19 protein-coding genes and 1 pseudogene are annotated in these 24,808 nt (G+C 60.5%); 6 read left to right on the top strand and 14 right to left on the bottom strand.

The features are described 5' to 3' along the window. Nucleotides 1–141 precede the first annotated feature (141 nt). The 5 genes from ACVVH8_RS22960 to arcD (ACVVH8_RS22940) form a co-directional block, all read right to left on the bottom strand. Entirely contained in the window at nt 142–504 is a 363-nt protein-coding gene (locus ACVVH8_RS22960) for a DUF5064 family protein (protein ID WP_103303970.1), read from the bottom strand. 62 nt (nt 505–566) lie between these two features. After that, a complete protein-coding gene (gene arcC / locus ACVVH8_RS22955) occupies nt 567–1,496 on the bottom strand; it encodes a carbamate kinase (RefSeq protein ID WP_475226514.1) in 930 nt (309 codons plus the stop codon). Between the two features lie 160 nt (nt 1,497–1,656). Beyond that, on the bottom strand, nt 1,657–2,667 hold the full coding sequence (locus tag ACVVH8_RS22950) for an ornithine carbamoyltransferase (RefSeq protein WP_064588896.1): 1,011 nt from the start codon (nt 2,665–2,667) through the stop codon (nt 1,657–1,659). A 68-nt stretch (nt 2,668–2,735) separates the two neighbouring features. Beyond that, nucleotides 2,736–3,992 carry an arginine deiminase gene (gene arcA, locus ACVVH8_RS22945; protein WP_103303972.1) on the bottom strand — a complete coding sequence of 419 codons (1,257 nt, stop codon included), beginning with the start codon at nt 3,990–3,992 and terminating at the stop codon, nt 2,736–2,738. 35 nt (nt 3,993–4,027) lie between these two features. Continuing rightward, complete coding sequence (gene arcD / locus ACVVH8_RS22940) at nt 4,028–5,455, bottom strand: arginine-ornithine antiporter (protein ID WP_103303973.1); 1,428 nt, start codon at nt 5,453–5,455, stop codon at nt 4,028–4,030. Between the two features lie 603 nt (nt 5,456–6,058). Between arcD (ACVVH8_RS22940) and arcD (ACVVH8_RS22935) the strand changes: the two genes are divergently transcribed. Both arcD (ACVVH8_RS22935) and ACVVH8_RS22930 read left to right on the top strand, forming a co-directional pair. Continuing rightward, the gene (arcD, locus tag ACVVH8_RS22935; RefSeq protein ID WP_103303974.1) at nt 6,059–7,486 is read left to right on the top strand and encodes an arginine-ornithine antiporter; all 1,428 of its coding nucleotides are present in this window, start codon (nt 6,059–6,061) and stop codon (nt 7,484–7,486) included. After that, nucleotides 7,483–8,346 carry a DNA-3-methyladenine glycosylase family protein gene (locus ACVVH8_RS22930; RefSeq protein WP_475226511.1) on the top strand — a complete coding sequence of 288 codons (864 nt, stop codon included), beginning with the start codon at nt 7,483–7,485 and terminating at the stop codon, nt 8,344–8,346. Before arcD (ACVVH8_RS22935) ends, ACVVH8_RS22930 begins: the two co-directional genes overlap by 4 nt. Nucleotides 8,347–8,481: 135 nt before the next feature. Here ACVVH8_RS22930 and ACVVH8_RS22925 read toward each other — a convergent pair whose 3' ends face one another. From ACVVH8_RS22925 to gap, 9 genes and pseudogenes are all read right to left on the bottom strand, one after another. After that, entirely contained in the window at nt 8,482–9,828 is a 1,347-nt protein-coding gene (locus ACVVH8_RS22925; protein WP_475226509.1) for a CoA transferase, read from the bottom strand. A 145-nt stretch (nt 9,829–9,973) separates the two neighbouring features. After that, nucleotides 9,974–10,729, bottom strand: coding sequence for a methyl-accepting chemotaxis protein (locus ACVVH8_RS22920; RefSeq protein ID WP_371919311.1), 756 nt, complete (start codon nt 10,727–10,729; stop codon nt 9,974–9,976). Between the two features lie 102 nt (nt 10,730–10,831). Next, nucleotides 10,832–11,839: pseudogene (locus ACVVH8_RS22915) on the bottom strand (methyl-accepting chemotaxis protein); the annotation flags it as partial. A gap of 675 nt (nt 11,840–12,514) precedes the next feature. Next, nucleotides 12,515–12,910 (bottom strand): YbaN family protein, encoded by a 396-nt coding sequence (locus ACVVH8_RS22910; RefSeq protein ID WP_213026394.1) that lies wholly within the window; start codon nt 12,908–12,910, stop codon nt 12,515–12,517. 162 nt (nt 12,911–13,072) lie between these two features. Then, nucleotides 13,073–13,669 carry a biliverdin-producing heme oxygenase gene (locus ACVVH8_RS22905; protein WP_475226507.1) on the bottom strand — a complete coding sequence of 199 codons (597 nt, stop codon included), beginning with the start codon at nt 13,667–13,669 and terminating at the stop codon, nt 13,073–13,075. Between the two features lie 111 nt (nt 13,670–13,780). Continuing rightward, nucleotides 13,781–16,366 (bottom strand): TonB-dependent hemoglobin/transferrin/lactoferrin family receptor, encoded by a 2,586-nt coding sequence (locus tag ACVVH8_RS22900; protein WP_315445611.1) that lies wholly within the window; start codon nt 16,364–16,366, stop codon nt 13,781–13,783. 122 nt (nt 16,367–16,488) lie between these two features. Next, nucleotides 16,489–17,454, bottom strand: coding sequence for a FecR family protein (locus ACVVH8_RS22895; RefSeq protein WP_475226504.1), 966 nt, complete (start codon nt 17,452–17,454; stop codon nt 16,489–16,491). Nucleotides 17,455–17,579: 125 nt separating this feature from the next. After that, nucleotides 17,580–18,098, bottom strand: a complete 519-nt coding sequence (locus tag ACVVH8_RS22890) for an RNA polymerase sigma factor (protein ID WP_103303982.1) — start codon at nt 18,096–18,098, stop codon at nt 17,580–17,582. A gap of 188 nt (nt 18,099–18,286) precedes the next feature. Further along, entirely contained in the window at nt 18,287–19,288 is a 1,002-nt protein-coding gene (gap, locus tag ACVVH8_RS22885) for a type I glyceraldehyde-3-phosphate dehydrogenase (RefSeq protein ID WP_047300149.1), read from the bottom strand. Between the two features lie 220 nt (nt 19,289–19,508). Here gap and edd point away from each other — a divergent pair, with 220 nt between their 5' ends. The 4 genes from edd to ACVVH8_RS22865 all read left to right on the top strand — a co-directional run bounded on the left by edd (nt 19,509) and on the right by ACVVH8_RS22865 (nt 24,763). Beyond that, the gene (gene edd / locus ACVVH8_RS22880; RefSeq protein ID WP_315445613.1) at nt 19,509–21,335 is read left to right on the top strand and encodes a phosphogluconate dehydratase; all 1,827 of its coding nucleotides are present in this window, start codon (nt 19,509–19,511) and stop codon (nt 21,333–21,335) included. Beyond that, on the top strand, nt 21,332–22,282 hold the full coding sequence (locus ACVVH8_RS22875) for a glucokinase (RefSeq protein ID WP_401302371.1): 951 nt from the start codon (nt 21,332–21,334) through the stop codon (nt 22,280–22,282). The genes edd and ACVVH8_RS22875 overlap by 4 nt, the downstream gene beginning before the upstream one ends. 290 nt (nt 22,283–22,572) lie before the next feature. Next, complete coding sequence (locus ACVVH8_RS22870) at nt 22,573–23,304, top strand: response regulator (protein ID WP_025112821.1); 732 nt, start codon at nt 22,573–22,575, stop codon at nt 23,302–23,304. Continuing rightward, on the top strand, nt 23,294–24,763 hold the full coding sequence (locus tag ACVVH8_RS22865; protein WP_103303986.1) for an ATP-binding protein: 1,470 nt from the start codon (nt 23,294–23,296) through the stop codon (nt 24,761–24,763). The genes ACVVH8_RS22870 and ACVVH8_RS22865 overlap by 11 nt, the downstream gene beginning before the upstream one ends. Nucleotides 24,764–24,808 lie beyond the last annotated feature (45 nt).

The raw sequence follows: 24,808 nt of genomic DNA, 5'->3' as shown, positions 1-24,808 counted from the left end.
TCGTGACGCTCTGCGTCACAGCGGACGCGGAGCGTCCGTGGCGGCGTTCCCACGCAGAGCGTGGGAACGATCCTGTGTTCTGCGCTGATCGTTCCCATGTCGAGGCGTCGAACCGTCCGCGTGGGAACGCTCAATGGGTGGTTACTCGAAATGCTCAAGATTGACCGGATCCCCGGAATGCATATCCAGCTGCTTGCGGATGTCTTCAAACATCAAGTCGTAATGTTTGTGAACCGAGCCGATCTGGCTGTGAGTCTTGGGAATCCCGTATTTTTCGGCGATTCGTGTCACGTCGCGGGCGAAGTTGTAAGCCTCTTCCTTGGGCAGGAAAAACGTTTCCTTCATGTCCTTGCCCTGCATGTTGCCATGCAGAGTGAACTGTATCCCTTTGCCTTTCTGGGGATCAGTGAACACTTCATAGTCGAGGCACACGTTGTAATTGACGTCGTCGTCAGTCAACGCATGTCGCTCGATATGCAAATGACCGGGTTCGAACTGGGCCATGGTTTTCTCCTTTCAAGGCATGGGAGAAGGGCAGACCTCACGCCTGCCCCCGGAGTTTCTAATTATCGATAGCTGATGCCGGGCTTCGCCGTGCTGACCCGAGTACCGGCGGTGCCCTGGACGATGGCTTCGATGTCTGCCAGCGAACCGATCACCGCAACCTTGCCAGTATGGCGCGCGAATTCGCAGGCTGCCTGAACCTTTGGTCCCATGGAACCTGCGGCAAAACCCAGTCGTTCGAGTTCGTCCGGATGCGCCTCGGCGATGGCTTTCTGGCTCGTTTTGCCGAAGTCGATGAACGCGGCGTTGACGTCGGTGGCGATCACCAGCAAATCCGCTGCCAGTTGTTCAGCCAGCAGCGAGGAGCACAGGTCCTTGTCGATCACCGCCTCGATGCCCTTGAGGTTGCGGTTCTCGTCATACATGGTCGGAATGCCGCCGCCACCGGCGCAAATGACGATGCTGCCCTTGTCCAGCAGCCACTTGATCGGGCGGATTTCGAAGATGCGTTTTGGCCGTGGACTGGCGACCACACGGCGGAACTTGTCGCCGTCGGGCGCGATGGCCCAGCCTTTTTCGGCGGCGAGTTTTTCCGCTTCGGCCTTGTCGTAGACCGGGCCGATCGGCTTGGTCGGGTTCTTGAAGGCCGGGTCGTTGGCGTCGACTTCGACCTGAGTGAGCAGGGTGGCGAACGGGACCTCGAAGTCCAGCAAGTTACCCAGTTCCTGTTCGATGATGTAGCCGATCATGCCTTCGGTTTCTGCACCGAGCACGTCCAGCGGGTAGGGGGAGACGGAGGTATAGGCCGCCGCTTGCAGCGACAGCAGGCCGACTTGCGGGCCATTGCCGTGGGCGATGACCAGTTGGTTGCCGGGATGGATCTTGGCGATTTGCTCGGTGGCGATGCGGATGTTGGCGCGCTGGTTGTCAGCGGTCATCGGTTCGCCACGGCGGAGCAGGGCGTTACCGCCCAGAGCTACGACGATACGCATGGTGCATGTCCTTCTGGAAAACAGTGAGTTCGTGCAGGACGAATGCGATCCCTGTGGGAGCCGGGCTTGCCCGCGATGGCGGTGTATCCGTCAGCATTTCTGTCGGCTGACACACCGCTATCGCTGGCAAGCCAGCTCCCACAGTGACCGTGTCGATCAATTACAGATCAGCCAGGGTCGAGACCAGAATCGCCTTGATGGTGTGCATGCGGTTTTCCGCTTGCTCGAAGGCGATGCAGGCTGGCGATTCGAACACGTCGTCGGTGACTTCGATGCCGTTGGCCAGGTGCGGATACTGTTCGGCGATCTGTTTGCCGACCTTGGTATCGCTGTTGTGGAACGCCGGCAGGCAGTGCATGAACTTGGTGCGCGGGTTGCCGGTGGCTTTCATCAGCTCTTTGTTGACCTGGTACGGCAGCAATTGCTGGATACGCTCGGCCCACGCTTCCACCGGCTCGCCCATGGATACCCAAACGTCGGTGTGAATGAAGTCGACGCCTTTGACTGCGGCTTTCGGGTCTTCGGTCAGGGTGATGCGCGCACCGCTTTCTTCCGCGTATTTGTGGCAGCGCTCGACCAGATCGTCATGCGGCCACAGCGCTTTCGGCGCGCAGATGCGCACGTCCATGCCGAGTTTGGCGCCGACCAGCAGCAGCGAATTACCCATGTTGTTGCGCGCGTCGCCGAGGTAGGCGTAGCTGATCTCGTGGATTGGCTTGTCGGCGTGCTCACGCATGGTCAGCACGTCGGCGATCATCTGGGTCGGGTGATATTCGTCGGTCAGACCGTTGAACACCGGCACGCCAGCGAACTTGGCCAGCTCTTCGACGATTTCCTGTTTGAAGCCTCGGTACTCGATGGCGTCGTACATGCGACCCAGCACGCGGGCTGTGTCCTTCATGCTTTCCTTGTGGCCGATCTGCGAGGAGTTCGGGTCGATGTAAGTGACGTTGGCGCCCTGGTCATAAGCGGCGACTTCGAACGCGCAACGGGTGCGGGTCGAGGTTTTTTCGAAGATCAGGGCGATGTTGTTGCCCTTCAGGTGTTGCTGCTCGGTGCCGGTGTATTTGGCGCGCTTCAGATCGCGGGACAGGTCGAGCAGGTAACGCAGCTCACGTGGGGTGTGGTGTTCCAGGCTGAGCAGGTTACGGTTGTGAATGTTGAAAGCCATGATGGATCTCCTTCGGTATCGGTTATCCCCCTGATCGCACTGGATAAGTGCGATCAGGGCTCAGAGGTTTAGTAATCGATCGGGTCGCGGATGATCGGGCAGGTCATGCAGTGGCCGCCGCCACGGCCACGGCCGAGCTCGCCGGCGCTGATGGTGATGACCTCCACACCCGCCTTGCGCAGCAGGGTGTTGGTGTAGGTGTTGCGGTCGTAGCCGATGACCACGCCCGGTTCCACAGCCACCACGTTGTTGCCGTCGTCCCATTGCTCGCGTTCGGCGGCGAAGCTGTTGCCGCCGGTTTCCACCACGCGCAGTTTCGGCAGGTTGAGGGCTTTGGCGACGGTGTCGAGGAAGCTCGATTCTTCGCGGCGGATGTCGATGCCGCCCTGTTTGCTTTCGTCAGGGCGCAGGGTGAAGGCGACGATCTGGTTCACCACTTCCGGGAAAATCGTCACCAGGTCGCGGTCGCAGAAGCTGAACACGGTGTCCAAGTGCATTGCTGCACGGGACTTCGGCAGACCGGCGACGATGACTTTTTCCACGGCTTTGTTCTTGAACAGGTTCAGCGCCAGTTGGCCGATGGCCTGACGGGATGAGCGCTCGCCCATACCGATCAACACCACGCCGTTGCCGATCGGCATCACATCACCGCCCTCAAGGGTGGAGCTGCCGTGGTCCTTGTCCGGGTCGCCGTACCAGATCTCGAAATCGGCGTTGGTGAACTGCGGGTGGAATTTGTAGATGGCAGTGGTCAGCAGGGTTTCCTGACGACGCGCCGGCCAGTACATCGGGTTCAGCGTCACGCCGCCATAGATCCAGCAGGTGGTGTCGCGGGTGAACTGGGTGTTCGGCAGCGGCGGCAGAATGAAGCTGGAGTGGCCGAGGAAGTCGCGGAACATCTGGATGGTCTTGCCACCGAAACTGTCCGGCAGATCATCGGCGGACACGCCGCCAATCAGGAATTCGGCGATGTGTCGCGGCTCCAGGCTTTTCAGCCAGGATTTCACTTCGCTGATCAGGCCCAGGCCCACCGAGTCGGCGGTGACCTTGCGCTCGAGAATCCAGTCCAGTGCTTCCGGGATGGCGACGATGTCGGTCAGCAGGTTGTGCATTTCCAGCACGTCGATCCCGCGCTCACGCATTTTGGTGACGAAGTCGAAGTGGTCGCGTTTGGCCTGGGCAACCCACAGCACATCATCGAACAGCAGTTCATCGCAGTTGTTCGGGGTCAGCCGCTGATGGGCCAGACCAGGGGAGCAGACCATGACTTTGCGCAGTTTGCCGGCTTCGGAATGGACGCCGTACTTAACTTTTTCCGTGGTCATTGCAGTGATCCTCCAGATAACAAATCAATCAGGTGTTACAGAGTCAGGAAGCCGTCGTAGAGACCGTAGGCTGCCACCAGGGCACCGACGACCACCGCGGCGAAAATCAGCTTCTCGACGTTGGTGAAAATTGCTTGTTTGAGTTCGAGCTTGGCCTTGGCGAACAGGATCGCGCCGGGCGCATAGAGCAGGGCCGAGAGCAGCAGGTACTTGACGCCGCCGGCGTACAGCAGCCAGACCGCGTAGATCAGGGCGATGCCGCCGATGATCAGATCCTTGCGCCGCTCGGCTGCGAAGCCTTTGTAGGTTTCGCCACGTACCGCCAGCAGCAGGGCATACGCCGCCGACCACAGGTACGGCACCAGAATCATCGAGGTGGCGAGGTAGATCAGTGACAGGTAAGTGCTGGCCGAGAACAGGGTGATGATGAGGAAAATCTGCACCATCGCGTTGGTCAGCCACAGGGCGTTGACCGGTACGTGGTTGGCGTTCTCCTTGCGCAGGAACTCCGGCATGGTGTGGTCTTTGGCGGCGGCGAACATGATCTCCGCGCACAGCAGCACCCACGACAGCAGGGCCCCCAGCAACGAGATGATCAAGCCGACGCTGATCAGCACCGCACCCCAGTGACCGACCACGTGCTCAAGCACGGCGGCCATCGACGGGTTCTGCAGTTTGGCCAGTTCCGGTTGGGTCATGATGCCCAGCGACAGCACGTTCACCAGCACCAAAAACAGCAGCACAGTGATGAAACCGATGACGGTGGCCTTGCCCACGTCCGAACGTTTTTCCGCACGGGCCGAGAAGATGCTCGCGCCTTCGATGCCGATGAACACCCACACGGTGACCAGCATCATGTTGCGCACCTGGTTCATCACGCTGCCCAGATCGGGGTTTTTCACGCCCCAGATGTCGGCGGTGAAGATGTCCAGTTTGAACGCGAAGAGCGCGATCAATACAAACAGCAGCAGCGGCACGACCTTGGCCACCGTGGTCACCAGGTTGATGAAGGCCGCCTCCTTGATCCCGCGCAGCACCAGAAAGTGCACGGCCCAGAGCAGCACCGAAGCGCCGATCACCGCGGCAACGGTGTTGCCTTCACCGAAAACCGGGAAGAAATAGCCGAGGGTACTGAACAACAGAACGAAGTAACCGACGTTGCCCAGCCAGGCACTGATCCAGTAACCCCAGGCGGATGAGAAACCCATGTAGTCGCCAAAACCGGCCTTGGCGTAGGCGTAGACACCGCCGTCGAGGTCAGGCTTGCGATTGGCGAGGGTCTGGAAGACAAAAGCGAGGGTGAGCATGCCGACAGCGGTGATGGCCCAACCGATCAGCACCGCGCCGACGTCGGCGCTGGCGGCCATGTTTTGTGGCAAAGAGAATATCCCGCCACCGATCATCGAGCCGACTACCAATGCAACCAGTGCACCTAATCGTAGTTTTCCGGGAGCTTCAGACATTGCATGACTCCATTGCAGGAGAGAAGAGTTCACAGCGTAGGACTGTTGACTGTTCGAACAACTGACATAGATCAGTGCATGGCCACATTCCATTGTTAATGAATGACTTAGGTCTCGGGTGCAGGCATAAAGCTATTGTCTGGAAGCCCCGTCCTAGAAGGGTTTGCTGTAGGTTTTTGGGAATGGCTATTATTACTTTTGAATTATCACGCTAGTTCGTTTTCAGCTTTTGGCAAATTTTCGGCATCTGTTTTCAGTACAGAATTGATTTATTAGGATCAGCGCACAAAACTGTCTTAACGTGCTAGGCGTTAGCGTCATCGGCTATATATAAGTGGGCGTTTTTCGGTGTTATCCAATAAACGTTATTAGTGTTTATCCATTTAGTTAATGTTCGATGAACACGTCTATCTTGTGGCGAGGGGATTTAGCGAAACGTCGTATCGCCCCGATGGGTGGCGAAGCCGCCCCCAAACCGCGCTAACTGAATTTAAGGGCGGCTTCGCCACCCATCGGGGATAAATCCCCTCGCCACAGAGAGTCACTCTCGCCACAGGTGTAAACAGGTTCTGAGAACCAGTTGTTTGGAAAAGGGAGACTGGAATGTCGCAAACCACGCAAAAGCTGCGCCTGGGTGCGTTGATCGCCCTGGTCGTGGGTTCGATGATTGGCGGGGGGATTTTCTCGTTGCCGCAGAACATGGCGGCGCGCGCCGATGCCGGGGCGATTCTGATCGGTTGGGGCATCACTGCCATCGGCATGCTGACCCTGGCGTTCGTCTTTCAAACCCTCGCCAACCGCAAACCCGAGCTGGATTCCGGCGTGTATGCCTACGCCAAGGCCGGGTTCGGCGACTACATGGGCTTCTCGTCGGCGTGGGGTTACTGGATCAGCGCCTGGCTGGGCAACGTCGGTTATTTCGTTTTGCTGTTCAGCACCCTCGGTTACTTTTTTCCGGTGTTTGGCCAGGGCAACACGCCCGTCGCCATCGGCTGCGCCTCGGTCTTGTTGTGGGCCGTGCATTTTCTGGTGATGCGCGGGATCAAGGAGGCGGCCTTCATCAATCAAGTGACCACGGTCGCGAAGATCGTGCCGCTGATCATGTTCATTGTCATCGCCGCCGTGGCGTTCAAGGCTGACATCTTCACCCGCGACATCTGGGGCCGCAGCAACCCGAGTTTCGGCGGGGTGATGGATCAGGTGCGCAACATGATGCTGGTCACCGTGTTTGTGTTCATCGGCATCGAGGGCGCCAGCGTGTACTCGGCGCGGGCGGAGAAACGCAGCGACGTCGGCCGCGCCACCGTGATCGGCTTTATCGGTGTGCTGGCGTTGCTGGTACTGGTTAACGTGCTGTCGCTGGGGATCATGAGCCAACCGGAACTGGCCACCCTGCAGAACCCTTCGCTGGCGGCGGTGCTGGAACACATCGTCGGGCCGTGGGGCGCGCTGGCGATCAGCATTGGCCTGGCGGTTTCGTTGCTCGGTGCGTTGCTGTCCTGGGCGCTGCTGTGCGCCGAGATCCTGTTTGCCACGGCCAAGGACAAGACCATGCCGGCGTTCCTGAAAAAGGAAAACGCCAACCATGTACCGGTCAATGCGTTGTGGCTGACCAACGTGATGATCCAGATTTTCCTGCTGATCACGCTGTTCTCGGCCGGCACTTACACCAGCCTGATTTATCTGGCTTCGTCGATGATTCTGGTGCCGTACCTGTGGTCGGCGGCGTACGCAGTGCTGCTGAGCGGTCGCGGTGAAACCTACGAACACGCCTCGGCCGAACGCACCAAGGATCTGCTGATCGGCGGCATCGCCCTGTGCTATGCGGTGTGGTTGTTGTATGCCGGCGGGGTCAAGTATTTGCTGTTGTCGGCGCTGCTGTATGCGCCCGGGGTGATCCTGTTTGCCAAGGCCAAACATGAGCAGGGCGAGCCGTTGTTCACCACGGTCGAGAAAGGGATTTTTACCTGCGTGATCATCGGCGCCGGGCTGGCGGCGTATGGTTTGTACAGCGGGCTGTTGTCGTTGTGAGGTTGTCGCTTGAGTATCAGCCGCCGTATGACTGGGCGGCGATGTCGGGCTTTCTCGCCGCGCGGGCGGTGGTCGGGATGGAGACCGTGGTCGATGGCGTTTATTCACGCAGCATCGGCTTGAACGGTGTTCATGGCACGGTTTCGGTCGGCCCTGGTGCCGCTGATGCGCTGGAGGTGACGCTGGATTTTCCTGATTCAACGGTGCTGCCGGAGATCGTTGCGCGGCTGCGGCGGATGTTTGATCTGGATGCGGATCTGTCGTTGATGCAGCGGCATCTGGTGCAAGATCCGTTGCTGGCGCGGTTGCTCGCCGAGCGTCCGGGGTTGCGGGTTCCCGGTGCGTGGGACGGGCTGGAACTGGCGTTTCGCGCGGTGCTTGGGCAGCAGATTAGCGTGGTGGCGGCGATTCGGCTGGCGGGGAAACTGGTTGCGCAATATGGCGTGCCGTTGCGTTCGACGCTTGCGGGTTTGACTCACGTTTTTCCTCAGGCGGATGCTTTGGCAGCGGCGGATCTGGCCGCACTGGGCATGCCCAGAAGTCGTGGGCGAACGCTGTCGGGCGTGGCGCAGGCGTTGCTCGATGATCCGTTATTGTTTGAACCGAATCGCGATGGCGGGGTGGCGCGCTTGTTGGCCCTGCACGGCATTGGTGATTGGACGGCGCAATACATTGCGCTGCGGCAGTTGCGTGATATGGATGGGTTTCCCCATGGTGATGTGGGGTTGTTGCGGGCGCTGGAAGTACTGGAAGGGCAACGGCCGACGGCGCGGGAATTGGCCGTTCGCGCAGAGGCTTGGCGGCCTTGGCGAGGGTATGCGGCGCAGCTTTTGTGGACGTCCTTGAGCCGGGGTGACTGATCCGAAGTGTGTGCTGCCAATACTGGCCTCATCGCTGGCAAGCCAGCTCCCACAGGTTTCCGGGCGCTCACAGATTAGGGGGGCGACACGGACACTGTGGGAGCTGGCTTGCCAGCGATGGGGCCCGAGCAGTCACTACCACTGTGGGAGATGTGAACCCAATTCTGTGGCCGGCAACGCCCACTGCACCTGCGTGCCGCTGATCTGCAGCGGCGCCTGCAACCGGTGCGCCGGCCCCCACGGTGTCTGCTCAACCTGTAAACCCTGATCCTGCTCATCCTCAGCGCGCAATGCCTCACTCGTCCCCGGCCCATGCTCGATCAGCAACTTGGCAGTTCGCGCCAGTGACAAACGCGCCGAGCCACCGTTGCCAGTCTTCAAACGTTCCGTCAAAAGACGGATCGCGCTCGCCGCCATCAGATACCCGGTCGCATGATCCAGCGCCTGCACCGGCAGCGGCGTCGGTTGGTCCTCCTGCTTCCAGCGCTGCCCGGCCTCGGCGATGCCGCTGCTCATCTGCACCAGGCTGTCGAAGCCACGGCGGTTCTGCCACGGGCCGCTCCAGCCGTAGGCGTTGAGGCAGACGTCGATCAACCCCGGTGCCAGTTGCCGACGGCGCTCGGCAGCGAAACCGAGCTGCTCCAGTGCATCGGCGCGGTAGCCGTGGAGCAGAATGTCAGCGTCTTTCAGTAGCTGTTCGAACACGCTGCGATCTGTCGGATCGTGCAGATCCAGCCGCGCACAACGTTTGCCGAGGGTGACTTCCGGCACCACACCTGGCTCGTTCCAGGTTGGCGGATCGATGCGCAGCACATTGGCGCCGAGGCCGGCAAGAAAGCGGCTGGCGGTCGGGCCAGCGAGCACGCGGGTCAGATCGAGTACCTTGATTCCCGCCAGCGGTCGCGTCACCGAGCCTTGCCAGGTTTGAGGGTTTTCGTCCTGCTCCTGAGTGAACTGCACCAGTCGTTCGGCATTCACTGCCAGCCCCTGCGGGTGTTGTTGCCACTGTGCCCAACTGCGCATCTCGGCGGCACAGCCCTTGGCATCGACCACCGCTTGCTCCAGGTCTTTGCTGGCCCATTGCGCGACTTTGGCTGCCATCGCCGCGCGGTCGGTACAGGCGCCGAGTACGCTTTCAGCGGCGGCGCGGTGATGCGGGGCATTGGTGTGCAGGCGGATCCAGCCGTCCTGCGTCGCGTAGTCGCCGGCGACCGGATCCCATAGCGGCGGCAGTTGCCAGCCGATCGGGCGGATCGAGGTGGCGAACCAGAACGAGGCCAGGCGGCGATTGACTTCAAATTCGGGCAGGCGACCGGTTTGCTGATTCAAGAGTTCGCAGATGGCTTGCCCGGCGGCGGCGATGCTGGCGCAGGCCAGATCGGTGACGGCGAACGCCGAGGGCAGGGCGCCGCTGGCAGTGAACGGAATCGGCGTGCGGGGCAAGCCGAGTGCGGCTTGAATGGACGTGAGGAAATCAGTCATCAAAGGCCCTCCGGAACGAGAGGGCGATGATAGTGCAAAAACTTATCGGGTCAGATGAAATCCCCGATTCCAGAGTTGCCACTTGACCCTGTGGGAGCTGGCAAGCCAGCTCCCACAGTGATTTGTAGTGATTTTTGGTCGGCGGTTACACGCGGAACTGGTCCATGAGTTTCATCTGCTGACTGGCCAGCGCATTCAACTGGCTGCTGATCGCTGCCGACTCAGTGGCTTGTTCAGTCAGGGTTTCAGTCACCGTACGAATCGCCGAAACGTTGCGATTGACCTCTTCGGCCACCGCGCTCTGCTGTTCGGCGGCGCTGGCGATTTGCAGGTTCATGTCGCTGATCACGGTCACCGCATCGCTGATCTTGCCCAGTGCATCCACGGCCTGACGGATCTGCCCGGCGTTGTTGTGGGCCTGGGTCTGGCTCGAATGCATGGTCGCGACCACGCCGCGCGTACCAGTCTGAATCCGCTCGATGACCACACGGATTTCCTCCACCGAATCCTGCGTACGTTTGGCCAGATTGCGCACTTCGTCGGCGACCACGGCAAACCCGCGACCGCTCTCACCGGCGCGGGCCGCTTCGATGGCCGCGTTGAGCGCCAGCAGGTTGGTCTGTTCGGCGATGCTGCGGATCACCTCCAGCACCGAACCGATCTGCTCGCTGTTGACCGCCAGCGCTTCGACTTCGGTCACGGCTTTGCTGACTTCGTCGGCCAACTGATTGATGTCGCGGGTGCTGCGCTCGATGATCGACATGCCGTCCTTGGCCGATTGGTCGGCACCTTTCGCCGCGTTGGCGGCGTTCGAGGCGCTGTTGGCGACGTCGTGGGCGGTGGCGCTCATTTCGTTGGACGCGGTGGCGACCTGATCGATCTCGCGGAACTGCACTTGCATGCCTTCGCTGGTCTGACGGGCGATTTCCGAAGACTGATCGGCAGTGCCGCGCGCCTCGCTGATGCTCTGTTTGATCTGCGCGATGGTCGGTTGCAGCTTGTCGAGGAAGCGGTTGAACCAGTTCACCAGTTCGCCCAGTTCATCTTGCTTGCTGTAGTTCAAACGTTGAGTCAGGTCGCCTTCGCCGCTGGCGATGTTCTTCAGCATCTCTGCGACGCTGTTGATCGGCCGGGTGACGCCGGAAGCGGTGAGCCAGATCAGCAGCAACCCCAGCAGACCGGCAACCACAGCCACCGCCAATGCGGTGAGCACACCGGTTTCCTGAGCATCATCAAGTACGGCTTGCAGCTTGACCGAATCGGCCAGCAGCACCTGTTTCGGCAAATCGATGACCACGCCCCAGGCGCGCGAGTTGCCAATCGGATCGACCGGGTACACGGCGCGGATCAGATCGCCCTGTTCCAGAATCTTTGGCGTCCCAGTGCTGAGCAGTTGCAGCACATCCTTGCCATCGGCAGCGAGGGTGTCGCTGATTTTCTTGCCGACTTTGGCAGCGTCGGAACTGTCGGCAGCCAGCACGCCGCTGCCGGAAACGATGAGCATGTGCCCGGCGTTGTTGAACAGGTTGCGCTGCGAATCCACCGCCGCCGCTTGCAGGGCATCGAGGGCGATGTCGACGCCGACCACGCCGATGGCTTTGCCGTCGACGATCAAAGGCACGGAAATGGTCGTCATGAGCATTTCCTTGCCACCGACGGTGTCGGCATACGGGTCGAGCAGGCAGGTGCGTTTGTTGTCGCGAGGGCAGGTGTACCAGCTGTTGTACGGCGTGCCGCTGAGGCTGAGGGTGGTCTTGGTCATGTCTTCTTCGACCATGATCGTGTTCAGCGCGGAACCGGCGGCGCGGCTCCAGTACGTGGCGAAACGTCCGGCTTCGTTGGACTGGCGCGCCGCATCGTTGGCGAACTCGCTGTCCTTGCCGTCCAGGCCATTGGGTTCGAAGGCGAGCCAGATGCCGAGCACTTTGTCGTTGCGCTCGAAAGCGGTTTTCAGGCTCAGGTTCAACTCTTCGCGCAAGGCGCCAGCCTCCAGCGAACGCTTGGCCGCCATCACGCGCATGTCCTTGATCTGGTCGGCCAGCGCAGTGATCACCGTCAGGCTCTCGCCAAAGGTCTTCTGCACCCGCACCGCCTGCTCGGCGGCTTTGGCCTGCAGCAGGTTCTGCACACTGGCGGTGAGCAACTGGTTGCTGGAGTGGCTGACCAGTTCGTCGTTCTGGTTGGTCTGGTAGATGTTCATGCCGACGATCAGCGCAACCACGCCGAGCAGGCACAGACCGGAGAGCAGAACGATTTTCAGGCGAATGGAAAGAGAGTCGAACATGGGGCGATCTCGTGAATGAATAAACCGGTGGCCACGGGGTTTGGAGTTACCCGGTTCGCCAAATCCATTCAGCGCCATTCAATGCTCATCGGCGTGAGGCGAGGGCGCATGAGCTGGATGCCGACGAACGGTCATCGCTAAACGTTTGCGCAGGGGAAAGTGCTGAAAAGGGGATTAATTACAGGGAAGTTTCACGGGGATGAAAATGGTGTGTCTGGATATGGGGAGGTGAGAGCTTTTGTGGTGAGGGGATTTATCCCCGATGGCTTGCGAAGCAGGCCCAAAACCTGAGAACCGACTCTTTCTGACATATTGGGGTTGTCTGCCTGGTGGCTGCTGCGCAGCCCATCGGGGATAAATCCCCTCACCACAAAGACCCCATTCACTTGGTGATTGTGTGAGTCAGGAAGACGTGACGATAGATTCCGGGCGCGACCAGATCCACAGATTGCCCAAACCCATCCCGACAATCGCCAGATAAACCGGCCAGCCGTGATCGAGCATCACCAGCATCAGCGTTGCGCAGAGCAACATGCTCACCGTGGCACTGACCTTGGCTTTGCGCGCGATGATCTTGCCGTTACGCCAGTTACTGAGGATCGGCCCGAACAACCGATGGTTTTCCAGCCAGGCACTCAGGCGCGGCGAGCTGCGGGTGGCGGCCCAGGCGGCGAGAAGGATGAACTCGGTGGTCGGCAGGCCGGGCACGACAATGGCGATCAGACCGATGCCGAGGCTGACATAGGCGAGCAGGCCGAACAGCACACGGGCGAGTTTGGAAGAGGCGGGTTGCGGCATGGGCTCGGGATTGCTGTGAGGCGAGAAGGGGATCTTACAGACTTGTGGAGATCCCTGTGGGAGCTGGCTTGCCAGCGATAGCGGTGTATCAGTCGACATCATGTTGAATGACAGGACGCCATCGCGAGCAGGCTCACTCCTACAGGGAGGATGTGTGTTGCTTCAGGCTGGTTCGGCTTCGGTGGCGTAAGCCTGTTCCAGCAGCACCGTGAAGCGGTTGAACGCGTCAATCGCGCCTTGCTCCACTTCGGCTTCTTCTTCAGCACTGAACTGCAGCGAGTCGAGCGTACGCACGAAGCTTTTCCAGCCTTCGGCGCGGCCACCTTCCGGCTCACCCAAATGACGGGCGCCAAAGGTTTCGCTCAGCTCCAGCGCCACGGCGCGTTTGATCAGGAACGCGGCACCCAGCTTCGAACCTTCGGAGACGAAGATCCAGCCCAGGGCACGGGCCTTGCTCAGGTTCTTCACCGCCCCGGCCACCGGCGCCGGGACTTCGGTGTGCAGATCCGCCAGGTCAGCCTTGGCCGCTTCAGCGCGGCAGCGAGCCGGCAGGTCAGGCACGATCGCCGTCAGTTCGGCATCGTTGTACAGCTCGACCAGTTCCGACTGGAACAGGTATTGCGCCACGACGAAACGGGCGAAGTTGGCGCGAGTCTCGAACGGCGCGTGGGCTTTGACCAGGGCGTCGAGCTTGCTGTGCGGCTCGTGGGTGATCTGGTTCAGGCGTTGTGAACGCAGGGCTTTTTCCGAAGTGGTCATGGGGTGTCCTTGATAAAAGAGGCGCTTGATAACGAGACGAACAAGAAGACGCGTGAGCGTAAAAAAACCTCACTGCGCGGTGGCTGAACACGCGCAGTGAGGTCGACGGGATCAGATGTCCCAGATCAGATTGATCGCGAAGTTGCGGCCCGGTTGGGTCAGGCGATCGAGGTTGGCCGGTTGCGTGACCGAGGCTTCGCCGACGCTGTCGTAACCGCGCACGTCATCCCACAGCCAGTATTTCTTGTCGGTCAGGTTGTAAATGCCGCCGCTGACGGTGACGTCGTCGGTGACTTTGTAATAACCGGCCAGATCAAGAATGCCGAAGCCCGGCGTTTTGAACTGGCTGCTGACGCCGTCCGGCGACTTGAAGTTGCTGTCGTCGACGCGATCTTTTTTCTTCACCACGGTCCAGCTCAGCAGGCCGCCGTAGTTGTCCTGGTCGTAACCCAGACCGAACACGCCGGTCAGCGGGTTGACGCTGTTGATCGGCTCGCCGTTGTCGTTGTTGCGACCGTAGGCGTAGGCAATCGAACCCTGAGTGTAGAGGCCTTGCGGGGCGCCAAACGCATCCAGATTCAGACGACCTTTGACTTCCGCACCCTTGATGGTGGCGTGCTTGATGTTGGCCGACTGGAAGGTCAGCTCGTTGCGGCCCGGGGTCACAGCGTCTTCGTTGATGAAGTCGCGGTACTTGTTATAGAACACCGCCACGTCAAACGAACCTTGCTCGAAGTTACCGCGCAGACCGGTCTCATAGCTTTTGCTTTTTTCCGGTTCCAGATCCGGGTTCGGCGTCACGCTGTAGCCGGTGGTGCTGTTTTCAAAGCGGCCGTACAGCGCTTTCGCGGTCGGCGTGCGGAAGCCTTCGGCGTACTGACCGTACCAGGTGTAGTTCTCGGTCAGGGCGTAGGTCAGGCCGAATTTCGGCGAGACTTTATGCCAGGTCTTGTTCTTGTCGCTGACCGTGCCCTGGCCATCCGCCGCCACGGTGTTGAGGAACTCCTGAGTGATGTGCGGCTTGAGCTGGGTGTAGTCGTAGCGCAGGCCCGGCAGGAAGGTCCAGTCGTTCCAGCTGATCTGATCCTGAGCGAACACGCTGTAAGTGTTGATGGTCGGGTCCGGGAAGTCGGTAGCTTTGGCCAACACGTCAGCAGTACTGGTCGCACCGATGGCGGTGCAGCCACGCCCGACGGCCAGGCACTTGCCGTCGCCGCTGCGCGAACCGGTGACTTTCTGTTGCTTGAGGGTGGTGCCGTAAGTCAGCACGTGATCGGTGTCACCGATGGCAAACGCCTTGTCCAGTTGCGCATCGAACACCCACTGTTTTTCCTCGTAAATCGTGTCGCGGGTGCGCAGCACTTTACGGGTCATCGGGTAGTAGAACTCTTCGGTGCTCTGGTCGGTTTTGGCGATCTGGTGGTTCAGGCTCCACTTCACGTTGTCGACCAGCAGGCTGTCGAGGGCGAAGCGGTGCTCGATGCCGAAACGCTCACGGGTGATGGTGTCGTTGCCGGTGCGCCACTGGTACATGCCACCCGGCAACATGCTGTCCGGAATGGTCGGCGCGCCGTTGAAGAACGGGCCGCCGTAGGCGCTTTTCTGATCGGTGTCGCGATCATCCTTGTACTTTTCGTAGGTCAGGCCCAGGCGCGAATCTTCGTTGTAGTTCCAGCCGATCTTGGCCAGTACGTTGGTCGCCCGGACGTCTTCCGGGTTGGCAGCGGTGCGTTCGAGGCCGGTGCCGTTGTTGCTGCCGTAGGAATCGGTTTCGTGGCCATCGCGCTGGCTGTAGTGCAGCAAACCGTCGAACTGGTCGGCCCGGCCGGCTACGGTGGCGGACTTCAGCCAGCTGTCATCGGCCGAGCTGTAACCGGTTTTCAGGCGAGCGCCGACGTCTTTGCCGGGTTTGATGATGTCGTCGGCATCAAGGGTGTAATAGCTGACCGCGCCGCCGATGGCGTTGCTGCCGTACAGCACCGAGGCCGGGCCACGGAGGATTTCCACGCGTTTGACGATTTCCGGATCAACGTAATTGCGCTGGGTCTTGGCGTAAGGGCCGTTGAAGAACCCGTCCGGTATCTCCACGCCATCGACCTGCGTGAGGATGCGGTCGCCGTCGATGCCACGGATGTTGTAGCCGCTGATGCCGCCACGCTGGCCGGCGCCGCCGACGGACACGCCCGGTTCGTAGCGCACCAGATCCTTGATGGTGTTGACATTGTTACGGTCCAGCTCTTCGCGGGTATGCACGGTGACGGTGCTCGGCACGCTGTTCACCGACTGTTCCTGGCGAGTGGCGCTGATGGTCACCTGATCCAGATTGAGTGCGCCGCTGGTGCTGCGTTTTTCCAGCACGACGTTGTTGTTGCTCAGCTTGCGGAAGCTCAGGTTGGTCCCCACCAACAGGCGCTCGAGGGCTTTTTCCGGTGGCAGCGAACCACGCACGCCCGGCGACGATACGCCCTGACCCAGCTCCGCCGGCAAACCGACCTGCCAGCCTGTCACGGCGGTGAAGGCGTTGAGGGCCGACACCAGCGGTTGCTGGCCAATCGAGAACGAGTAATCGCCCATGTTGCGCGCCGGTTGTTCGGTGGCAGCCATCAGCGGTGCGGTACCGGCCATCAGGATGGCAGCGGTCAGCAGCGACAATACGCGGGATGGGGAAGAAGTCTGGCGGGTAAGGCGTGAGGACATCGATAGCGCTCCGTGTCGCACGAATCTTTATAGGTGCTGATCCGCTTCCGAGGATGCGAATCAATTGCATTGGCTATAACGAGACGAACGGGCTTTCGCTATCGAGTAAAAATAATTCTCATTTAGTTCAAGATCACCAGCGCGGGGAATTCCTGCAAGCGCGCCGAGGTGATGTGGGCGAGGGAGCGCACCACGTCGAGCGGTTGGTCGAGGCGATAATTACCGGTTACGGCAACGTCGGCCAACTGCTCGTTGGTGTTGATGATCCAGCCCGGATAGTAGCGGCGCAGTTCGGCCAGGACCTGATTCAACGGGCAGTTCTCGAACACCAGTCGGCCCTGTACCCAGGCAAGGTCAGTGTTGGTGTCGAGCTTGGCCGGGCGATCGAAACCGTTCGGGCCGATGCGGACACTTTCACCGGCACTCAAACGCACCCGGGCATCATTGTGAGTGGCGCGCAAATCGACGTCGCCGCGTTGCACGTTGACCTGCGCCACGCCATCCAGGTAGCGCACGGCGAACGCGGTGTCGCGCACACTCGCCCTGACCGGGCCGACATCGATTTCCAGTGGCTGATTGCGATTGGCCGCGACCTCGAAAAACGCTTCGCCCTGATACAACCGTGCGACGCGTTGTTGATCGTTGATGGTGCTGGAGAAGGCCGAATTGGTATTGAGCAGGACTTTCGAACCGTCCTCCAGTTGCAGGCGCTGACGTTCGCCGACCACGGTCAGATGATCGGCCTGAATGCGCATCGGCAGGTTACTGAAACTGAACAGACCGAGAATCAGCACGGCAGCGGTGGCCAGCGGTTTCCAGTGCGGGCGCAGACGTTTGAGGGCGGTGACTTTCGCAGGTGGCGTCGCTAGCTTCTCTGCACACTGGGCGATTTGCGGACCGTCCCAGATCGCCTGCGCCTTGGCGAAAGCCTGGGCGTTCAACGGATCAGCCGCCAGCCAGGCATGGAATTGCCGGGTCTGCTCCTCGTCCGGGCTGCCGAGCACGATGAGCCAGTCGAGTGCCTGGTCCATTGCGTTTGCAGCGTCCTGCGCCGATGAAGGCGAAGGCGAGCGGTGGGTGTCCGTCACGGTGTTTCCTCGGCAGTGTCTGCGCACGGCTGTTTTTTTAAGTGAAGCGTAAAAGTCGGGCAAGGGTAACAAAGCCCGATGACCAGTGCAGTCGATCCTGACACTTACAGAAAAGCCCTACAGCCTCAGTCGCCATTCAAGCGTTCGGCGACACCGATGCAGATCGACATGATCAGCTTGAGTTCCTTTTGCACCGTGCTGAGGGACACATTCAGTTCATCGGCGATTTCCTGATAGCTGTGCCCGTGCAGGCGGCTGAGGATGAAAATCTGCTGCTGGCGCGGGCTGAGTTGACTGAGGCTCACGTTCAAGCGCTCCAGCAGTTGTTCGGCGTGGGCGGCGTCTTCTGCGCTGCTGGCCGGGGCGGCGACGCTGTGCACGACGTCCTGCGGCACGTCATCGACCATGGTCCGCGAATGAATCTTGCGCGCGCGCAGATGATCCAGCGCCAGGTTGCGCGCAGTCTGGAAGACAAAGGGTTCGAGATGATCGATGGCCCGCTCGCTCAGCGCCCGCGTCACGCGCAGGTAGGTTTCCTGCAACAGGTCTTCAGCGGTACTGTGATTGTTGACCATCCGTTCCAGCGTGCGCAGCAGTGAAGTGCGCTGGGTGAGGAAGACGTGGTTGAAGCGCGATTGACTCACGGGAGGACCTGATCCATTTTGAGCGAATGATAATGCTTATCATCTAGCTGAATGGTCAAGTACTGATTTCAAATTGGAATAATTGACCTTGTGGGAGCTGGCTTGCCAGCGATGGCGGTGGGTCAGCAGATGGATGTGCCGACCTCATCGCTGGCAAGCCAGCTCCCACAGGAATCAGGGGCGGGGGATTATTCCGCGTTGCACAGCGCCAGGCAGTTATCCAGCATACGGTTGGAGAAGCCCCACTCGTTGTCGTACCAGGCCAGTACCTTCAGCAGTTTGCCGCTGGATTTGGTGTGGTTGGCGTCGAAGATCGACGACAGCGGGTTGTGGTTGAAGTCGCTGGAAACCAGCGGCAAAGTGTTGTAACCCAAAATTTTCGAATGCTGGCTGGCCGCTTTCAGCAGGGCATTCACTTCTTCGGCAGTGGCTTCTTTCTTCAACTGAACGGTCAGATCCACCAGCGACACATTGATCACCGGCACCCGCACGGCCATGCCGGTCAGTTTGCCCGCCAGTTCCGGCAGCACCAGGCCCACCGCTTCAGCGGCGCCGGTCTTGCTCGGGATCATGTTCTGCGTGGCCGAGCGCGCGCGGTACGGGTCGGTGTGGTAAACGTCGGTCAGGTTCTGATCGTTGGTGTAGGCATGAATGGTGGTCATCAGACCGCTTTCGATCCCCAGCTCGCGGTGCAACACCTGCGCCACCGGCGCCAGGCAGTTGGTGGTGCACGACGCGTTGGAAATGATCTGGTGCGACTGGCGCAGAATGTCGTGGTTCACACCATAAACCACGGTGGCGTCGGCACCTTTGGCCGGAGCCGAGATGATCACTTTGCGTGCGCCGGCAGTAATATGCGCAGCGGCTTTGGCACGGTCGGTGAACAGACCGGTGCACTCGAACACCACATCGATTTTTTCCGCAGCCCAGGGCAGCTCGGCCGGGTTGCGAATGGCGCTGACCGCAATGCGGTCGCCGTTGACGGTCAGGCTTTCGTTGTCATGCGCCACTTCGGCGTCGAACGTGCCATGAACGGTGTCGTATTTGAGCAGATGCGCGTTGATCGAACTGTCGCCCAGATCGTTGATGGCGACGATCTGCAAATCCTGTCGGTAGCCTTGGGTATACAGTGCGCGCAGGACATTACGGCCGATGCGGCCAAAACCATTGATTGCGATTCGAAGAGTCATGGAACAGCGCCGCCGTCGTTTTGTTGTTGGAATTACAAGATTATTCGCATAAAAATAGAAAACAAGCCTTTTTAGTGGCAATATTTTGTTTTATCTACAACGAGTGACCTGAATCAACTGGTCCGAATGGTCAAAAAAGCCGTCTGTCATTCCAACAACAACGGCGTTTGATCAGCATAGACAATCAGGTCGCCACATCCGTTAGCCTGGAGTTCTACACATGCATCCCCGCGTCCTTGAGGTCACCGAACGGCTTATCGCCCGCAGCCGCGCCACGCGTCAGGCTTACCTTGCATTGATTCGCGGAGCCGCGACGGATGGCCCGATGCGCGGCAAGCTGCAATGCGCCAACTTCGCCCACGGTGTGGCCGGGTGCGGCAGCGAAGACAAGCACAGCCTGCGGATGATGAACTCGGCGAACATCGCCATTGTTTCTTCGTATAACGACATGCTCTCGGCGCACCAGCCGTACGAAGTCTTCCCTGAACAAATCAAGAATGCCCTGCGCGAAATCGGTTCGGTCGGCCAGTTCGCGGGCGGCACTCCGGCGATGTGCGACGGTGTGACCCAAGGCGAGCCGGGCATGGAACTGAGCCTGCCGAGCCGCGAAGTGATTGCCATGTCGACGGCGGTGGCGCTGTCGCACAACATGTTCGACGGCGCGCTGATGCTGGGCATCTGCGACAAGATCGTGCCGGGCCTGATGATGGGCTCGCTGCGCTTCGGTCATCTGCCAACTATTTTCGTTCCGGGCGGGCCGATGGTCTCGGGCATTTCCAACAAGGAAAAAGCCGACGTTCGGCAGAAGTACGCCGAAGGCAAGGCGACTCGCGAAGAGCTGCTGGAATCGGAGATGAAGTCCTACCACAGCCCGGGCACCTGCACCTTCTATGGCACCGCCAACACCAACCAGTTGCTGATGGAAGTCATGGGCCTGCACTTGCCGGGCGCCTCGTTCGTCAACCCGAACACGCCGCTGCGTGATGCCCTGACTCGCGAAGCGGCGCATCAAGTCACGCGCCTGACCAAGCAAAATGGCAACTTCATGCCGATCGGCGAAATCGTCGATGAGAAGTCGCTGGTCAACTCGATCGTCGCGTTGCACGCCACCGGCGGCTCGACCAACCACACCCTGCACATGCCGGCCATCGCCATGGCCGCGGGCATTCAACTGACCTGGCAGGACATGGCCGACCTCTCCGAAGTCGTTCCGACCCTGAGCCACGTCTACCCGAACGGCAAAGCCGACATCAACCACTTCCAGGCCGCTGGCGGCATGTCGTTCCTGATCCGCGAACTGCTCGCGGCGGGCCTGCTGCACGAAGACGTCAACACCGTGCTTGGCCACGGCTTGAGCCAGTACACCAAAGAACCGTTCCTCGATAACGGTCAACTGGTGTGGCGCGAAGGCCCGGTCGACAGCCTCGACGAAAACATTCTGCGCCCGGTCGCCCGTGCGTTCTCGGCAGAGGGCGGTCTGCGCGTAATGGAAGGCAACCTCGGTCGCGGTGTGATGAAGGTTTCCGCTGTGGCGCTGGAAAACCAGATCGTCGAAGCACCGGCCATGGTCTTCCAGGATCAACAGGATCTGGCCGACGCGTTCAAGGCCGGTCTGCTGGAAAAGGATTTTGTCGCGGTGATGCGCTTCCAGGGCCCGCGCTCCAACGGCATGCCGGAGCTGCACAAGATGACGCCGTTCCTCGGCGTGCTGCAGGATCGCGGCTTCAAAGTTGCGCTGGTGACTGACGGGCGCATGTCCGGCGCCTCGGGCAAAATCCCGGCGGCGATCCACGTCAGTCCTGAAGCTTATGTCGGCGGCGCTTTGGCGCGGGTGCAAGAGGGCGATATCATCCGCGTCGATGGCGTCAAAGGTACTTTGGAACTCAAAGTGGACGCCGAAGAATTTGCCGCGCGCGAACCTGCCAAAGGCCTGTTGGGCAACAACATCGGCAGCGGTCGCGAACTGTTCGGCTTCATGCGTTTGGCCTTCAGCTCGGCGGAGCAGGGCGCCAGCGCCTTCACTTCTGCCCTGGAGACGCTTAATTGAAACTGGCTTTGGTCGGTGACATCGGAGGCACCAACGCGCGGTTTGCGTTGTGGAAAAATCAGCAACTCGAATCGATTCAAGTGCTGGCCACGGCCGACCACGCCAGCCCGGAGGAGGCGATCAGCCTCTATCTGAGCGGGCTCGGTCTGGTGCCGGGTTCGATCGGTTCGGTGTGCCTGTCGGTGGCCGGTCCCGTGAGTGGTGATGAATTCAAGTTCACCAACAACCACTGGCGCCTGAGCCGCACGGCGTTCTGCAAAACCTTGCAGGTCGAGCAGCTGTTGCTGGTCAATGACTTCTCGGCGATGGCGCTGGGCATGACCCGTTTGCAGCCCGGCGAATTCCGCGTGGTCTGCGAAGGCACGCCGGAGCCGTTGCGTCCAGCGGTGGTGATTGGCCCGGGCACAGGCTTGGGCGTCGGCACCTTGCTTGATCTGGGTGAAGGCCGGTTTGCCGCTTTGCCGGGCGAGGGCGGTCACGTTGATCTGCCGCTGAGCAGCCCGCGTGAAACACAGCTGTGGCAGCACATCCACAATGAGATCGGTCACGTCAGCGCGGAAACTGCGTTGAGTGGCGGTGGTTTGCCTCGTGTGTACCGGGCGATCTGTGCGGTGGACGGGCATGAGCCGACACTCGATACGCCGGAAGCGATTACGGCGGCAGGCCTTGCGGGTGATCCGATAGCATTGGAAGTGCTGGAACAGTTCTGCTGCTGGCTGGGGCGTGTCGCGGGCAACAACGTGCTGACCACGGGCGGGCGCGGCGGGGTTTACATCGTGGGGGGCGTGATTCCGCGCTTCGCCGATTTCTTCGTCGAAAGCGGTTTTGCTCGCAGCTTCGCTGACAAGGGCTGCATGAGCGATTATTTCAAGGGCATTCCGGTGTGGCTGGTGACGGCGCCGTATTCCGGGCTTGTCGGTGCCGGCGTGGCTCTCGAACAGGCTTGATACCGAGTCGCCTTCATCGCTGGCAAGCCAGCTCCCACAGGATTGAAGACATTCTCAGGATGTGCACAAGACCTTGTGGGAGCTGGCTTGCCAGCGATGAGGCCAGAACAGACAACAAATTTCCAAGGTTGAAGATCGTTCCCACGCTCTGCGTGGGAATGCAGCCCGTGACGCTCTGCGTCACTGGACGCGGAGCGTCCCTTGATACATTCCCACGCAGAGCGTGGGAACGATCGGTCTACACATCAGGCATAATCCGCCCCAATTCCAACAACAAGGATGCCTTCGAAGTGAGCTCAGTCAACAAGTCGATATTGTTGGTCGATGACGACCAGGAAATACGCGAGTTGCTGGAAACCTACCTGACCCGCGCCGGGTTTCAGGTGCGTGCCACGGCCGATGGCGCCAGTTTCCGCCAGGCACTCAACGAGGCGCCGAGCGATCTGGTGATCCTCGATGTCATGCTCCCCGACGAAGACGGCTTCAGCCTCTGCCGCTGGGTGCGCCAGCATCCGCGTCAGGCGCAGGTGCCAATCATCATGCTCACCGCCAGTTCCGACGAAGCCGACCGGGTCATCGGTCTGGAACTCGGCGCCGACGACTACCTCGGCAAACCCTTCAGCCCCCGCGAACTGCAAGCCCGCATCAAGGCCTTGCTGCGCCGTGCGCAGTTCGGTCAGGAGCGCAGCGGCAGTGAAGTGCTGGCCTTCGATGAGTGGCGGCTGGACATGGTCAGCCATCGGCTGTTCCACACCGACGGTGAAGAAGTGATTCTGTCCGGCGCCGACTTCGCCCTGCTGAAACTGTTCCTCGACCACCCGCAGGAAATCCTCGACCGCGACACCATCGGCAATGCCACCCGTGGCCGTGATCTGATGCCGCTCGATCGCATCGTCGACATGGCGGTCAGCCGTTTGCGTCAGCGCCTGCGCGACACCGAGAAACCGCCGCGGCTGATCCGCACCGTACGCGGCAGCGGCTACCAACTGGCAGCCAACGTGGTTGCCGGCAATGGTCACTGATTCGCTGCGCAAACTCGCGGCCAGGGTGCCGGTGCCGCGTTCGCTGCTCGGGCGGATGCTGCTGCTGACCCTGCTCGCGGTGTTGTTCGCACAGACGTTGTCCAGCGTGATCTGGGTTTCGCAACTGCGCGCCACCCAGCTTGAAGGTCTGGTCACCAGTGCCCGCAGCCTCGCCCATTCGATGACGGCCAGCGTCAGTTATTTCCGCTCGTTGCCGGTGGCTTATCGGCCGCTGGTGCTCGACCAGTTGCGCAGCATGGGCGGCACCCGGTTCGTGGTGACGCTCAACGATAAACCGCTGGGCATGGACGTGTTGCCGGTGACGCCGCGCAAGGCTGCGGTGATGAAAGCTGTGGACGAAGTGCTGCGCCAGACCCTCGGCAATGACACGGATATTTCGGTGACATTTGTCAGCCCAGAGGACCTGCGGATTTTCAACGCCGGGTTGAAGCTCGATGAACTGCCGCGCTCCTGGGCGCATTACGCGCTGACGCTGGAACCGGTAAACCCGCCGGTGCTGGTCACGCAGATCCAGATGGCGCCGGGCGAATGGCTGTACATCGCATCTTTGTTGCCGGAACCGTACACCAGTCTCGAAGAGCAAGGCCTGCCCTCGCAGCAGGTGTGGTTCATCGTTCTCACCAGTGGATTTTTGCTGCTGTTCATCGGTCTGTTGGTGCACTGGCAGAGCCGGCCGCTCAAGCGTCTGGCGCGGGCCGCACGCGACATGTCGCTGGGCGCCGACGTCGAGCCGGTGGCCGAGGGTGGCGGCAGTGAAGTGGTCGAAGTGGGCCGTGCGTTCAACACCATGCGCGAACGCATCAGCCGTTACCTGACCGAGCGCAGCCAGTTGTTCAGTGCTATCTCCCATGACCTGCGCACACCGATCACCCGCTTGCGCTTGCGCGTCGAGCTGCTGGAAGACGAAACGCTGCAAGCCAAGTTCGGCCGTGATCTGGATGAGCTGGAACTGCTGGTCAAAGGCGCGTTGCAGTGCGTGAAAGACACCGATATCCACGAGAACATCGAGCCGGTGGATTTGAACCATGTGCTCGACTGCCTCGTCGAGCCGTATCTGGCGCCCAACGGCAATGGACGCGTGACGCAGCAGGGGCGGGCGTTGGCCGCGTATCCGGGCAAGCCTTTGGCGCTGAAGCGTTGCATTGGCAACTTGATCGACAACGCGCTGAAGTACGGGCAGAACGCGCATTTGCATATCGATGACGATGAGAGTGCGTTTGTCCTGCACGTCGATGATGAAGGGCCGGGGGTGCCGGAGCAGCGGCTGGAACAGGTGTTCGAACCGCACTTTCGCTTGGCGGGGCAGCAGCAGGGGTATGGGTTGGGGCTTGGGATTGCGCGCAACATTGCCCATAGCCATGGCGGTGAGGTGACGTTGCAGAATTTGCGCGAGGGTGGGTTGCGGGTGACCCTGCAACTGCCGCGCAGCGCTGACTAGTCAGACCGCGTTATCGTTCTTCGCGAGCAGGCTCGCTCCCACATT

This window comes from Pseudomonas trutticola BRTCR10 (assembly GCF_056155105.1).
The sequence above is the reverse complement of the archived record's forward strand: the minus strand, read 5'-3'. Positions and strand labels throughout refer to the sequence as shown.